The sequence below is a fragment of the Nonomuraea sp. NPDC003709 genome, assembly GCF_040610775.1.
Classification (GTDB): domain Bacteria; phylum Actinomycetota; class Actinomycetes; order Streptosporangiales; family Streptosporangiaceae; genus Nonomuraea; species Nonomuraea angiospora_A.
The window spans coordinates 92,301-105,219 of sequence record NZ_JBEXMW010000023.1 but is presented as its reverse complement, the minus strand read 5'-3'; the positions used below and the strand labels follow the sequence as shown (position 1 = coordinate 105,219).

The following is a 12,919-nucleotide window of genomic DNA, read 5'->3' as shown; positions in this document are numbered from 1 at the left end:
CCTCCCCCTTTCGGCAAAGGGGAGGACGCGTCGGTGGGTTATGGGTATTCGGTGAGGTTTGCGACGTTTGTGGAGGAGTTGCTCGGGCCTCCCGTGGAATTGATGACGTGGGCGATGGTTCCGGTGCCGCCCAGGGAGACCGTCACCATGTGGTGGAAGCGGACCCCCGGCGTGTTCGGCACCTCGAAGGCCCGGTCGGCCACCACCCCGGGGTTGGCGCTGAAGTAGCAGTAGCTACCCAGCCCCCAGGCCTCATGCGAGGTGACCGAAGCGGCGACCTTGTAGGCGGCCCAGCCACGGGTGGAGCCGTTCATCCAGGACGCCTGGTTGGGCGGGTCGTAGGGCATCTCGTTCTGGAAGAAGTAGGTCCGCCCGCCGTTGCCGTTCCAGATGACCTGGTACTGGTGGTAGTGCTCGACGAACAGCCCGTAGAACGTCACGTTGTCGCCGTTGACGACGAGCCCGTTGACGGTCGTGTTGGTGTTCCACCCGACGCCGCTGCCGTGGTCGGCCCGCCAGATCCAGGTGTGATCACCGATCACGTCGTCGCTGTTGATCACCAGGCTCTGTGACGCCTTGCCCACCCCGGCGCCGCCGACGCGGAAGAAGACGTCGTGCAGCGAGGTGGGGTTGGCCGCGTGTGAGGCCGCCGAGCCCGCCGGGCCGACCTGCATGAGCGTCGCCGAGTTCACGGTCCCGGCGTCGATCAGCAGCCCGGCGACCTTGACGCCGTCCACGTCGGCGACGGTCATCGCCGTGATGCCGTTGTCGGGTACGAACGTCGCCAACCCGAGACCGAGCACCACGGTGTCGGCCCTGGTGACCCTGATCGTGTCGTTCAGATGGTAGACGCCCGGCGTGACCAGCAGGTTCTTGCCCGCGGCCAGTGCCGCGTTGATGTCGCCGGCGGTGTTGCCCGGCTTGACGACGAAGAACTGGCTGATCGGCAGCGACGTGCCCGCACCCGGCCACGACACCCCGGCGGAGTTCGACTTCAGCGCGGGCACGAACACCTGGTAGGCCCCCGCCGCGTCGATGTAGAGGAACGGCTTCTCCCGTACCACCGGCGCCTGTCCCACCGTCGTGTACGGCGGGCTGGGGAAGGTGTTGCCCGGCGCGCCGGACACCCCGACGAAGGTCATGTTCCAGTTCGACCCGCTCCAGGACCCGAAGGCCGAGTTGCGGGAGATCCACTGCTGTTGCGACCCGGACCTGACCTGACCGTCGATCCGCGAGTCGGAGATCCACCCGCCGCTCGACCAGCCGCCGTCGTCCAACTGCAGGTTTCCGCGCACATGCATGCGCCGGTACGGCGCCGCCTGCGAGACCGCCCACCGGTCCGTGCCGCCCGCCGGGGTGACCGAGAGGTTCTCGGCGGAACGCCAGAAGTTCTGCGTGGCGTTGCCGCCGAACCAGTCGGCCTCGGCGTGCACGGCCCCGTTGATCGTCACCGCGTCCGGTGTCTGTCCCAGGCCGAGGACCTGGGTGTAGAAACCGACGTTGACGTCCACGTTGTAGGTGCCCGGCTTGAACAGCAGCGCGTACCGGTTGGACCCGAACTGGTTGGACTGCTGCTGGCCGAACACCGAGTTGAGCTGCGACTGGATGGTGGACGCGGGCATCGACGGGTCGAAGACGCGCACGTTCGGCCCCAGGTCGGGATCGGGGCCGCCACCGCCGCCGCCCGGCAGGGTGAACGACTGCGCCGCCGTGCCGTTGCAGGCGTACTGCTGCAGTTGCACGCTGTCGGCCGTGGAGGCGCCCGACACGTCGAGGCACTTGCCGCTGTTCCTGTTGACCAGGTGGTACGTGCCGCCGGATTCCTCCACCGGCAGCCACTGCTGGTTGTTGCCGCCGCCGTAGGCCCACAGCTGGACCGGCGCGCTGTCGGCGGTCGAGACACCGGTCACGTCCCAGGCCTGCGCGGCGTTGAGCGAGCTGTTGACCCGGTAGTAGCCGTCGCTGGTGGCCTGGAACTGCCAGAGCTGCGCGCCGCTGCCGTTGCACGCGTACTGCTGGACGGCGGTGCCGTTGGCGGTGGCGGCGCCGCGGGCGTCGACGCACTTGCCGCTGTGCTTGGCGACCACGGTGGTCAGGCCGGTGGGGACGGCTGCCTGCGCGACCGGCATGAGGACGAACCCGGCCGCGACCAGCACGAGGACGACGAGGGCACGCATCAGAACCCCGCCGTCAGCCGGGTGAAGTCCCAGGCGTTCTGGGAGACGCCGCTGCAGGTTTCGGACAGGCCTCCGGAGCAGGGGCGGTCGCGGTTGACCGACCAGAAGGCGAGCCTGGTCAGGCCATGGGAGTTGGCGTAGTCGCGGATCTGGGTCCAGGTGGCGACCGAGGTGACCTCCGACTGGTCGGACAGGCCGTTCATGCCGGAGATGCCCATGTGCGCGTACGCCGTGGCGTCCGACCAGCCGAACGCCGACTTCAGGGCGTTCTTCAGCCCTTCGGCCGCGTTGACCGTGCTCTGGTACATGTTGGACCCGCCGCCGAAGTCGAACGGCATGATCGTGTAGTTGTCGATCGGGACGCCGAGCTCCTTCGACCGGTTGATCAGCCGGGTGCCCGCGCCGGCCGGGCCGCTGGTGGAGGTGCCGAAGGTGACGACCACCTTGACGTTCGGGTTGTTCGCCTTGACGATCTTGAGGCCGTTGAGTATGCGGTCCTGGACGGTGTAGTTCTCGTACTCGTCGGTGTTCTCGATGTCGAAGTCGACGGCCGCGGGTCCCAGGGCGTTGATGACCTGCTGCACGGCGCCCGCGTACGCCTCAGGCGTGGCGCAGTTGGGCCCGAGCTTGTTGCCCGACCAGCCGCCGAAGGAGATCTGGACGCTGCCGCCCTTGGACTTGATCGTGTTGATCGCCTGCTGGTCGGCGCCGCCGGTCAGCGCACGCGAGCCGTCCCAGCGTGGCGTGCAGCCGCCGCCGGACAGGATGAAGGCCATCGTGAAGGACTTCACGCCGGTCGCGTCCATGACCGTGCCCGGGTTGGGCGGGCTCCCCCACCCCATGTAGAGGTACGGGGCGCCGGGCAGCTTGCCGGGACTGGGGGTGCCGCCGCCGGAGGGCAGCGTCCACTTCTGGTTGGCGCCGGTGCCGCAGCTCCAGATCTGCAGGGGTGTGCCGTCGGCCGAGCTGACGTTGGTGGCGTCCAGGCACTTGCCGAGCGCTCGCAGGGTGCCGTCGGAGGCGGCCGTCCACTGCTGCGCGGCGGTGCCGTTGCAGTCGTAGATCTGCACCTTGGCGCCGTCGGCGCTGCTCGCGCCGGCCACGTCCAGGCACTTGCCGAGTGCGCGGATCGTGCCGTCGGACTGCGTGGTCCACGACTGGGCGGTGGTGCCGTTGCAGGTCCAGAGCTGGACCTGGGTGCCGTTGGCGCTGTTGGCGCCCGCGACGTCGACGCACTTGCCGCCGTAGCCGGTGATCTGACCGGTGGCGGCCGAGGCCGGGGAGGCGAGGCCCGCCACGGCTAACGCCGTCACGGACGCGAGGATGATTCCTCGTCTTTTCATGGGGGGTGTCACCTTCTGTGGGGGGTGTACGCCGGCGGCCGGCCGCCGGCGTGGGTGAGCACCATGGCTAAGAGAAATCCACGGTCGTGACCTCATGGTGACCTTACGGTGACCTTACAAGAGCGTCAATACTTAATTTAAGGGTTGACGGAAACGTGGTACGGCTCTTGAATCAGGTGGGAAAACAGGCCCTCAGGCGCCCAGGAACTGATCCACCACCAGGATGGCGGCGCCGAGCTTGACGCCCTCCGACCCCAGGTGGGCGGCCCCGATCGCGACGCGGTCGTAGGAACAGCGCAGCGCGGAGCGCTCCGTGGCCGTCAAGATCGCGGGCAGGTGGTCGCGGGCGAGCAGCAGCCCCGCCCAGCCGCCCAGCACGATGCGCTCGGGATTGAGCAGGTTGACCAGGCTCGCCAGCCCCGCGCCCAGGTGGCCGACGGCCTCGTCGAACAGGGGACGCGCGCCCGGGTCGGCCAGCAGCGCCGCGAAGGCGCTCTCCTCCTCGACGCCCGCCAGGTCGATCCCCGCCCTGGCGAGGACCGACTCGGCGCCGACGTAGGCCTCCAGACAACCGCGCGCACCGCAGCGGCAGGGGCGGCCGTCGGCGATCACCGTGGTGTGGCCCCACTCCCCCGCCCCACCGGACACGCCTCGGACGGTGATGCCGTCGGTGATGATGCAGGCGCCGATCCCGCTACCGATCAACACCATGATCATGTAGTCGCTGCCCCGTCCCGCGCCGAACCAGTGCTCGGCCAGGCCCAGCGTCATGGCGCCGTTGTCGACGAACACGGGCAGGCCGGGGAGCAGGTCGGCCAGCCGTACCCCGCTCCAGCCGAACGTCGGCGAGTCGACGACCGAGCCCCGCACCATGCCGGGGACGCCGACACCGACGCCGAGGACGCGGCCGGGGTCCACGCCCGCCTGCGCGATCACCGCGGCGACGCCTTCACGGATGTGGCCGGCCACCAGGTCGGGAGCGTGCCGTCCCGGGCGCAACGGGGTCTCGGCCTTGGCCCGTGGCGTCATGGACAGGTCGAACAACTCCACACCGACGCGGGTCTCCCCCACCTCGACGCCGACCGCGTAGGCGTGGTGGGCGTTGACGCGGAGCTGGACGCGCGGCCGGCCGCCGTCCGACTCGACCCTGCCCACCTCGACGACGATCCCGTCGGACAGCAGGCCGGTGACGACGTTGCTCACCGTGGCGGGGCTCAGGCCGGTCGCCTGGGCGAGCTCGAACCTGCTGCGCTCGCCGTCGAAGAAGAGCGTGCGCAGCAGCACGGCCCTGTTGGTACGCCGCACGTCACGCGACGTCCCCCGCTGCGGCCGGATCATAGGGTGAAGTCTAGGCTCCCCTTCCTCACCAGGCCGGCCAGCAGGTCCTTGACCTCGGTCGCGTCGTAGGAGTCGCGGTCGAAGGGGCCGATGAGTAGCGGGCCGTCTTCGGGGCTGTCGGGCAGGCGGCCGTGGCTGCCCCGGACCGGTGCCGGGTCGAGTGGTACCACGGGCATCGTGTAGCGGAAGCCCAGTTTCTTCTTGGCCAGTGCGGTGGCGGCGCGGAGCTTGACGAAGGGGTCACGTGGGTTCATGAACAGTTCGGCGGGGTCGTAGCCGGGTTTGCGGTGGATGTCCACGAGCCTGGCGAAGTCGGGGGCGCGGTCGTCGGAGAGCCAGTAGTAGTAGGTGAACCAGGCGTCGGGTTCTGCGACGGCGACGAGTTCGCCGGCGCGTTCGTGGTCGAGCCCGTACTTCGCCTTCCCCGCCTGGTCGAGTACCTCGTCCACGCCGGTCAGCTCGGCGATGACGGCGCGGGTGCGGTCGAGGTCGGCGGGGTCGCGTACGTACACGTGGGCTATCTGGTGGTCGGCGACGGCGAAGGCGCGGGATGTCCAGGGGTCGAGGTATTCCATGCCGGCCTGGGTGTGGACCTCCAAGAGCCCGGCGGTGCGTAGCGCCCGGTTGATGTCGATCGGGTGGGAGGCGGGGGTGATGCCGTATTCCGAGAGCACGACCACCTCTGCCTCTTCGGCGAGGAGCGGGGCGAGGGCGGTGTCGATGGCGCGGGCGGCGGCGATGGCTTCGGGTCCGGCGGGGCCGTACCGTTGCAGGTCGTAGTCGAGGTGCGGTACGTAGACCAGCAGCAGGTCGGGGCGTTCGCGGGCCAGGATGCGGCGGGCCGCGGCGATGATCCATTGGGAGGAGGTGATCCCGGCGGTCGGGCCCCAGTAGGTGAACAGGGGGAAGGGTCCGAGGGCGGTCTCGAGGTCGTCGTGGAGTGAGGGTGGGCGGGTGTAGCAGTCGGGCGATTTGCGGCCGTCGGCGTGGTAGATGGGGCGTGGGGTGACGAGCAGGTCGGTGGCCGCGCCCATCGCGTACCACCAGCAGACGTTGGCGGTGCGCAGGCCGGGTACGGCGGTCCATAGTTGGTTGCCCTGGATGAGTGCGTTGTGCTGGCGCCATAGGAGGACTTCGCCGAGGTCGCGGAAGTACCATCCGTTGCCGACGATGCCGTGGTCGCGGGGCATCGCGCCGGTCAGGAGGGTGGCCTGCATCGAGCAGGTGACGGCCGGGAGCACGGGTCGCAGTGTGGCCGCCGTTCCCATCTTGGCCACGTTCGGCATGTGGGCGAGCAGGCGCGGGGTGAGCCCGACGACGTTGATCACGATCAGCGGTGCCATCACTGCTCCTTCATGCCGAGCGAGGTCAGCCGGCCTCGCATCCAGTCGAGTTCGGCGGCGATGCCGGCGGCGAGATCCGGGGACGCGCCGGGGAGCACGTTCCAGGTGTAGGTCTCCACTTCGACGTGCCGGGTGAGCGGGCTGGGGCCGCCGAGGAGCACGTTGAGCAGGTCACGCAGGTAGGGGGCGCTGGTGGTGAGCGGAGGGGGCGGGTCCGCGTGCAGCGGGACGTGGAAGTGCACGCGCCAGCTCTCGTCCGCGGGCAGGCCGCCGGCCAGGGCTTCTCCCAGGTCGTCGGCGTATCCGGTGGCGGAGCGTGTCTGGTGGAGGAACCTGGCCTCGTCGAACGCGGCCAGCGCCTGCTGTGCTCCGGGCGGGGCTTCCAGGGCGCATGACGCCTGGAGCTTCACGATGGGGAGCCCGGTGCGGGCGCCCGCGCCGGGTTCCTCGAAGCCCACGGCCATGTGGCAGGCGTCCAGGCACAGGCCGAGGTAGTCGTGGTCCACGTCGCTCAGCAGGGCGGTCGCCTGGGGTGTGACCTCGATGACACAGCCGGGCTCCGGCTCGAAGCCCACCCGGATCACCTTGCCGGTCCGGTGGGTCAGGGCCCGCAGCCCCTGGGCGAGCGCGTCGAGATTGGCCATGACCGCAGCCGCCTTGTCCCGTGTCCATGCGGTGCGCCAGGCGAGGGGGAGGGTCGAGATTGTGCCCTCGGTGACGTCGTCCGGCAGCAACGCGGCGAGGATCTCGGCGAGCCCGAGCGTGTACTGCAGCCGCTCCGCGTCGGCCCAGTCGGGCTGGTAGACGCGGTATTTCACGATCTCGTCGTGGAAGCCGCGGTAGGGGAACCCGTTGAGGGTCACGACCTCCAGCCCGAGCGCGGCCAGCCGCTCGCGCAGCGCGGCGAGTTCGTCGCCCCGGGCGAGCAGCTCACCGGCGGCCTGCCGGGGCAGCCACAGCCCGAGCCCGAGCCGTTCGGCGCCGAGCAGTGTTCTGACCCGCGCGGCGATACCGGAGAGTTGGCGGTGGATGCCGGGGAGATCCTCGGCCGGGTGCACGTTGGTGCAGTAGGCGAGGTGGATCGTCGAGCCGTCCGGGTGGCGCAGCCTCATGAGTCAGCCTCGCTTGATCGTGTTGCCGGCGTAGTCGGGGGCCGCCTCGGTGTCCGCCTCCAGGCTGAGCCGACCGCTCTGCCCGTAGAAGGCGACCGGATTGCGCCAGAGCACCTGGTCCACGTCGTCCTCGCCGAAGCCTGCCGCGAGCATGGCGTCGGCGACCTCGCGTGTCTTCAGCGGATCACTGCGTCCCCAGTCGGCGGCCGAGTTCACGAGCATCCTGTCCGTGCCGTGCTCCTTGAGGACGGCCACCATCCGGTCCGGGTCCATCTTGGTGTCAGGGTAGATGGAGAACCCCATCCAGCAGCCCGAGTCCGCGACCATGCCGACGGTCAGCTCGTTGAGATGGTCGACGAGCACCTGCCCGGGGGCGAGGCCCGCGGCCCGCACCACGTCCAGCGTGCGGCGGGTGCCGGCGGCCTTGTCCCGGTGCGGAGTGTGCACGAGGACGGGGAGATCGTTCTCCCGTGCCAGGGCGAGCTGTGCCTCGAAGGCCCGTTCCTCCTCCGCCGTCATCGAGTCGTAGCCGACCTCGCCGACCGCGACGACCGAGTCCTTCAGCAGGTATCGCGGCAGTTCATCCAACACGCCCGCGCACCGCGGATCGTTCGCCTCCTTCGGGTTGAGCGCGAGCGCGCAGTGATGGCGGATGCCGTACTGCGCGGCGCGGTACGGCTCCCAGCCGAGCAGCGCGTCGAAGTAGTCGAGGAAGCTGCCCACGTTGGTACGGGGCTGCCCCAGCCAGAAGGCGGGCTCCACCACGGCTCGGACTCCCGCGGCGTGCATGCGCTGGTAGTCGTCGGTGGTCCGGGAGGTCATGTGAATGTGGGGGTCGAAGATGCGCATTCAGATCCTCTCCAGGACGTCGCGCGGGACGGGCCGGCCGGCCGCCCGCAGCTCCGCCGCGTAGTCCGACAGCATCCGGGCCAGCTCAGCGTCGAACCGGCGCTCCAGGCCGGTCACCGAGGCCAGCGGGATCGACATGAAGACGCACTTGAGCACTCCCTGGCGGAAGGCGTGGTCGTCCAGCCACGCCGACCCGTACGGGCCCAGCGCCGCGGCGACCAGCCGAGCGTCGTTGGCGCGCAGCGCGTCCTCCACCAGGTCGACCGCCGCCGGGCCGAGATCGAGCTCGGACAGCGCGGACAGGATGGCCAGCCGCTCGCCGCTGTCGCCGCGCTCGTACAGTTTGCGGATCACCGCGTGGTCGCCGCCCAGCGCTTTGAGCAGCGCGCTCCGGGCGGTGGGGCCGCCCCGCCGTTCGGCCTGCGGGAAGAGCAGGTGGATCGCGTAAGGGTCAGCCTCGACCCGCCGTACGGCCTCTGTCTGCCACTCGTCCCTCATGTGCCCTCCTCAGGAACTCGATCGAGCGGCGGGCGACCTGCGGAGCCGCGTGCCCGTGCCGGGCCAGCTCCACGGCCACGAGACCGGGGTAGCCGCGCAGAGCGGCGAGCACCGGGACGAAGTCGATCTCGCCTTCGCCGAACTCCAGGTGCTCGTGGACCTCGCGGCGCATGTCCTCGATCTGGACGTGCACGGTGTACGGCAGCGCCCGCCGGACGCAGGCGGGCAGATCGTCCCGCTCCACGCAGTGGCAGTGCCCGATGTCGAGGGTGAGGCCGAACCGGGGATGGTCGCCGAGCATCCGGCGCAGCCGCTCGTAACCGTCCAGGTCCCGGACGAGCATCCCGGGTTCCGGCTCGAACCCCAGGGAGACGCCGGTCCTGTCCGCCTCGTCGAGCAGCCGCTCGCACTGGTCGGCCAGCCGTGCGTACGCCTCCTCCTCCGTCATGCCGTCAGGTTTGACCCCGCTCCACAGATGGACCACCGGGGCGCCAAGATCGGCGGCGATCCGCATGGCCGTCGTCAGGAACTCCGCTCTCCGGCCCGCGTCGTCGCTGATGAGGGTCGGATGATGCTTGCGCCACGGGTCCAGGGTGTAGCGTCCGCCCGTCTCGACGACGGCATCGAGGCGGAGGCGTTGAAGGACTCCGGCGATCCGCGACACCTCCGCGGCCAGGCCGGGGGCATAGGGGTCGAGATGGCCGCGGTCGAGCGTGATCGCCGCACCCGTGTACCCCAGATCGGCCAGGATCGCGAGCGCCTCGGGGAGCCGGTGGTCGGCGAAGCCGTTGGTGCAGTAGGCCCAGTTCATGACGTGGCCAGCCGGGACGAGAGCCATCTGCCCAGGGGCAGCGAGCACAGCAGCGCGCCCGCCGCCCCGAACCGCCCGCCACCGGCGAGCGCCGCCGCCTGGAGCGGGATCAGGGCGAGGATGCTCAGCCGGACGGCGTGCCGCACGTTCTCGGGATCGGGGTGGGTCCGTAACCCGGCCTGGACCGGGAGGGTCGAGGCGAGATAGCCGGCGATGAGGACACCGGCGCCCGTCCGGGCGGCGGCTCCCCTGCGCAGGCTGGCCGCGGCCGCCAGACCGGCCGCCGCGGTGGTGGCGGCGAGGGCACGCTCGGCGGTCCCGGGTGCCGCCCCCGCCACCTCGGCCCGGCCGAGGATGCTGATCCCGTAGGTGTGCGCGCCTATCGCCAGCGCCATCGGCACGGCGGCTCTCCCGTCCGCGCCGGCGCCCAGGAGCACGTCCAGGGCGCGGCAGGCGGCCATCGAGGCGGGGCCCGCCGCCGTCCGTTTGAGGCCCAGGTCGTAGGCCCACACCGCGCCGGCCAGCAGGCCGGCGACGGTGAGGCCGCGGCGTCCGCCGGCGACGGCGGCGGTGGCCAGGCCCGCGCCGGTCAGGGCGGCCGCGAGCCCGAGTGCGGCGCCCGGGCGGACCCGGCCTGACGGGATCGGGCGCTCGGGCCGCTCGATGGCGTCGGCCTCGCGGTCGGCCCAGTCGTTGAGCGCCATGCCCGACCAGTACATGAGCACCGAAGCCACGGCCAGCCCCGGGTTCGGGCTCCGTCCCGCAGCGACCGCACCCGCCATGGTGTCCCCCGGCACCGACAGCGCGGCCGGCGCGCGAACCAGCTCCAGCAGCGCCCTCACGACAGCTCCCCGGCGAAGGCGAGCAGGCGGGCGTATTGGGCGGCCAGGGCGTGTTCGCCGGTGCCCAAAGGGTTCTTGAAGAAGTAGCCGAGCTCGGGGAGCACCCCGCTGCGTCCCTTCTCATGCGCCCGCGCGACCAGCCGGGCCAGGTCCAGGACGAGGGGGGCCGCCAGCGCCGAATCGCAGCCCTGCCAGGTGAACTGCAGCGCCATCCGCACGCCGAGAAAGCCCTCGAAGGTCACGTGGTCCCAGGCGGTCTTCCATTCTCCCAGGTCAGCGACGTAGTCGATGTGCGTCCGCCCCTCGACGGGCTCTCCCACGACCCCGGCGACGACCTGGTCCTTGGAGAGCTCCTTGCTCGACCTGGCGGCCGGATCGGCGAGCGTCGCCCCATCCCCTCCGCCGAGCAGGTTGAGCCCTGACCAGGAGCGCACCCGTAACGCCCGATCGGCGAACATGGGCGCCAGGGCGCTCTTGACCAGGGTCTCGCCGGTCTTCCCATCACGTCCCGCGTACGGCACGCCCCGCAGGCCGGCGAGTTCCGCCAGCGCCGGCAGGGTCGGCCCGGTGGAGGGCGTGAACTCCACGTAGCCGCACCCGGCCTGGAACGCCGCATAGGCGTACAGGGAACTCGGCGGCAGGACGTCGTCCCCCGCGGCGAGCCGCTCCTCCAGATCGGCCAGCCTCTCGAACTCAGGACGCGGGCCGACGGGAGGCTCGGTCGACGACACGTTGACGACGACCACTCTGGCCAGCCCGTGCCGGGCGCGGAAGTCGGCGATGTCCCCGCTCAGGCGGGCCGCGGCCGCGGCCTGCCCGCCGTCGCCGCGGACGTGGCCGCGCCGGATCTCGGCGTCGGCGGCGTCCAGGTCCGCGGCGATCAGCCGTGGCAGGTCCGGCGGGATCACCCCCGCCCTGCTCAGCTGTTCGGCGCGTTTGCGTAAAGAGACCTCGCTGATGTCGTGGCCGCCGAAGACCAGGCCGGCGAACGGGACGAGCCTCGCGGGAAATCCCGGGGACTCGGTCACGCATCCCTGCGGGGGCGCGAGCCCTGCCCTGATCGCCGCGGCGCCGGCGGTCGCGGTGGTCGCCGCGGATCCCCGTGCCCCAATGAGCCACACCCCGACCTTGTCCATGCAAGCTCCTACGTGTCGGGCTCCATGCCGGACGAGAGATACGTCCGATATGTCACTAGCCGCGATGCTAAGAGCGACTTTTACCGATGGTCAAGCAGAAGAGGACCGGCCTGCGTCCTATCGCCCGTCGATCGGATGCGACAGACGCACCCGGCGGGCCATCACGTAGGGATCACCCAGACCTTTGGCCAGATTTTGGCGAAAGTCTTGACATTTGGTCAAAAAAGGCGCGTACTTCCATCGGCGGTCACCCTAACTACCACCCTCGACTCTCTGTGATTCCCACTCTTACACGCTCGCTCCCGAACCACACGAGCAGCCGCACCCAGCCCTCACGCGAGTGGGGCGCCGTCACCGATTGGGGAACCATGACCGAGGTAGGCAGAGGCATGGCGAAAAGCCTGTTCTCCCGGCGTGCCTTCACCGCCTCCGCGGCGTTCGCCGCGGTCGCACCGTTAGTAGCATCCAGCCAGGCCGAAGCAACGATCGACAAGCCCGCGGACAAGCCCGGCAAGGGCAACGTCCGCCGCATGACCCTCTACGCCGAGCGGCTGCCGGACGGCCGGCTGGGCTACGGCCTGGAGCCCGGCAAGCCCACAGTCCCCGGCCCTCTCCTCGAAATGGTCGAGGGCGACACCCTCGAGATCGAGATGGTCAACAACCTCGACGTGCCGGCCAGCCTGCACGTGCACGGGGTCGACTACGACGCGGCCAGCGACGGCACCCGACTGAACAACAGCGTGGTGGAACCGGGCGGCCGGCGTACCTACACCTGGCGCACCCACGCCCCCGGCCGGCGCCCGGGCGGCAGCATCGAGCCCGGCAGCGCCGGCTACTGGCATTACCACGACCACGTCGTGGGAACCGATCATGGCACAGGGGGGATCCGGCAGGGGCTCTACGGGCCGCTGGTGGTCCGTCGTAGGGGCGACATCAGGCCGGACAAGCAGTTCACCGTCGTCTTCAACGACATGTCGATCAACAACCAGCCAGCCCACCAGGCACCCGAGTTCGTCGCGAAGCTCGGCGAGCGGGTGGAGTGGATCGTGATCACGCACGGCGAGTTCTACCACACGTTCCACATCCACGGGCACCGCTGGGCCGACAACCGCACCGGCCTGCTGGAACACCCGCAGGACCAGAGCCGGATCATCGACACCAAGATCACCGGACCGGCCGAGTCGTTCGGCTTCCAGGTGATCGCCGGGGAACGCGTCGGCCCGGGAGCGTGGATGTACCACTGCCACGTCCAGAGCCACTCCGACATGGGGATGGCCGGGATCTTCACGGTCACCGACGCGGACGGGAACGTCCCCGATCACTCGGGTGACGGCCACGCGGGCCCCACGACGAGCCCCACGACGAGCCCCACGACGGGCGCGCATCACTGACGCGGCCCAGGACCCGGCCGCGGCAGAACCCTCAGCTCTTCCCCAGCAGGTCCCGAATCACCCTCAACCCGAAGGAGCG

At 70.5% G+C, this 12,919-nt stretch carries 11 protein-coding genes; 1 reads left to right on the top strand and 10 read right to left on the bottom strand.

What is annotated here, in order from left to right:
- Positions 1–38 precede the first annotated feature (38 nt).
- The 10 genes from ABZX61_RS49180 to ABZX61_RS49135 all read right to left on the bottom strand — a co-directional run bounded on the left by ABZX61_RS49180 (position 39) and on the right by ABZX61_RS49135 (position 11,449).
- Complete coding sequence (locus tag ABZX61_RS49180; protein WP_355205761.1) at positions 39–2,177, bottom strand: RICIN domain-containing protein; 2,139 nt, start codon at positions 2,175–2,177, stop codon at positions 39–41.
- On the bottom strand, positions 2,177–3,520 hold the full coding sequence (locus tag ABZX61_RS49175) for a ricin-type beta-trefoil lectin domain protein (RefSeq protein ID WP_355205758.1): 1,344 nt from the start codon (positions 3,518–3,520) through the stop codon (positions 2,177–2,179). The genes ABZX61_RS49180 and ABZX61_RS49175 overlap by 1 nt, the downstream gene beginning before the upstream one ends.
- Positions 3,521–3,712: 192 nt before the next feature.
- Positions 3,713–4,858 carry an ROK family protein gene (locus ABZX61_RS49170; RefSeq protein ID WP_355205755.1) on the bottom strand — a complete coding sequence of 382 codons (1,146 nt, stop codon included), beginning with the start codon at positions 4,856–4,858 and terminating at the stop codon, positions 3,713–3,715.
- Positions 4,855–6,201 (bottom strand): nucleotide pyrophosphatase/phosphodiesterase family protein, encoded by a 1,347-nt coding sequence (locus ABZX61_RS49165; protein WP_355205752.1) that lies wholly within the window; start codon positions 6,199–6,201, stop codon positions 4,855–4,857. Before ABZX61_RS49165 ends, ABZX61_RS49170 begins: the two co-directional genes overlap by 4 nt.
- On the bottom strand, positions 6,201–7,313 hold the full coding sequence (gene eboE, locus ABZX61_RS49160; protein ID WP_355205749.1) for a metabolite traffic protein EboE: 1,113 nt from the start codon (positions 7,311–7,313) through the stop codon (positions 6,201–6,203). Before eboE ends, ABZX61_RS49165 begins: the two co-directional genes overlap by 1 nt.
- Before the next feature lie 3 nt (positions 7,314–7,316).
- Positions 7,317–8,162: a TatD family hydrolase gene (locus tag ABZX61_RS49155; RefSeq protein ID WP_355205746.1), complete on the bottom strand. Its 846-nt coding sequence runs from the start codon at positions 8,160–8,162 to the stop codon at positions 7,317–7,319.
- The gene (locus ABZX61_RS49150; protein WP_355205743.1) at positions 8,163–8,660 is read right to left on the bottom strand and encodes an EboA domain-containing protein; all 498 of its coding nucleotides are present in this window, start codon (positions 8,658–8,660) and stop codon (positions 8,163–8,165) included. It lies immediately after the preceding gene.
- Positions 8,614–9,471 carry a sugar phosphate isomerase/epimerase family protein gene (locus tag ABZX61_RS49145; RefSeq protein WP_355205740.1) on the bottom strand — a complete coding sequence of 286 codons (858 nt, stop codon included), beginning with the start codon at positions 9,469–9,471 and terminating at the stop codon, positions 8,614–8,616. Before ABZX61_RS49145 ends, ABZX61_RS49150 begins: the two co-directional genes overlap by 47 nt.
- Positions 9,468–10,313 carry an SCO3242 family prenyltransferase gene (locus tag ABZX61_RS49140; protein WP_355205737.1) on the bottom strand — a complete coding sequence of 282 codons (846 nt, stop codon included), beginning with the start codon at positions 10,311–10,313 and terminating at the stop codon, positions 9,468–9,470. Before ABZX61_RS49140 ends, ABZX61_RS49145 begins: the two co-directional genes overlap by 4 nt.
- Positions 10,310–11,449 carry an inositol-3-phosphate synthase gene (locus ABZX61_RS49135; RefSeq protein ID WP_355205735.1) on the bottom strand — a complete coding sequence of 380 codons (1,140 nt, stop codon included), beginning with the start codon at positions 11,447–11,449 and terminating at the stop codon, positions 10,310–10,312. The genes ABZX61_RS49140 and ABZX61_RS49135 overlap by 4 nt, the downstream gene beginning before the upstream one ends.
- Positions 11,450–11,838: 389 nt before the next feature.
- Between ABZX61_RS49135 and ABZX61_RS49130 the strand changes: the two genes are divergently transcribed.
- Positions 11,839–12,840 (top strand): multicopper oxidase domain-containing protein, encoded by a 1,002-nt coding sequence (locus ABZX61_RS49130; protein WP_355205732.1) that lies wholly within the window; start codon positions 11,839–11,841, stop codon positions 12,838–12,840.
- The last annotated feature ends 79 nt before the right edge of the window (positions 12,841–12,919 follow it).

Bases quoted from the DNA above. Each gene is read 5' to 3' on its own strand.
- ABZX61_RS49130 (WP_355205732.1), top strand. From the start codon at position 11,839: ATGGCGAAAAGCCTGTTCTCCCGGCGTGCCTTCACCGCCTCCGCGGCG.
- ABZX61_RS49170 (WP_355205755.1), bottom strand. From the start codon at position 4,858: ATGATCCGGCCGCAGCGGGGGACGTCGCGTGACGTGCGGCGTACCAAC.
- ABZX61_RS49165 (WP_355205752.1), bottom strand. From the start codon at position 6,201: ATGGCACCGCTGATCGTGATCAACGTCGTCGGGCTCACCCCGCGCCTG.
- eboE (WP_355205749.1), bottom strand. From the start codon at position 7,313: ATGAGGCTGCGCCACCCGGACGGCTCGACGATCCACCTCGCCTACTGC.
- ABZX61_RS49135 (WP_355205735.1), bottom strand. From the start codon at position 11,449: ATGGACAAGGTCGGGGTGTGGCTCATTGGGGCACGGGGATCCGCGGCG.
- ABZX61_RS49150 (WP_355205743.1), bottom strand. From the start codon at position 8,660: ATGAGGGACGAGTGGCAGACAGAGGCCGTACGGCGGGTCGAGGCTGAC.
- ABZX61_RS49145 (WP_355205740.1), bottom strand. From the start codon at position 9,471: ATGAACTGGGCCTACTGCACCAACGGCTTCGCCGACCACCGGCTCCCC.
- ABZX61_RS49175 (WP_355205758.1), bottom strand. From the start codon at position 3,520: ATGAAAAGACGAGGAATCATCCTCGCGTCCGTGACGGCGTTAGCCGTG.
- ABZX61_RS49180 (WP_355205761.1), bottom strand. From the start codon at position 2,177: ATGCGTGCCCTCGTCGTCCTCGTGCTGGTCGCGGCCGGGTTCGTCCTC.
- ABZX61_RS49155 (WP_355205746.1), bottom strand. From the start codon at position 8,162: ATGCGCATCTTCGACCCCCACATTCACATGACCTCCCGGACCACCGAC.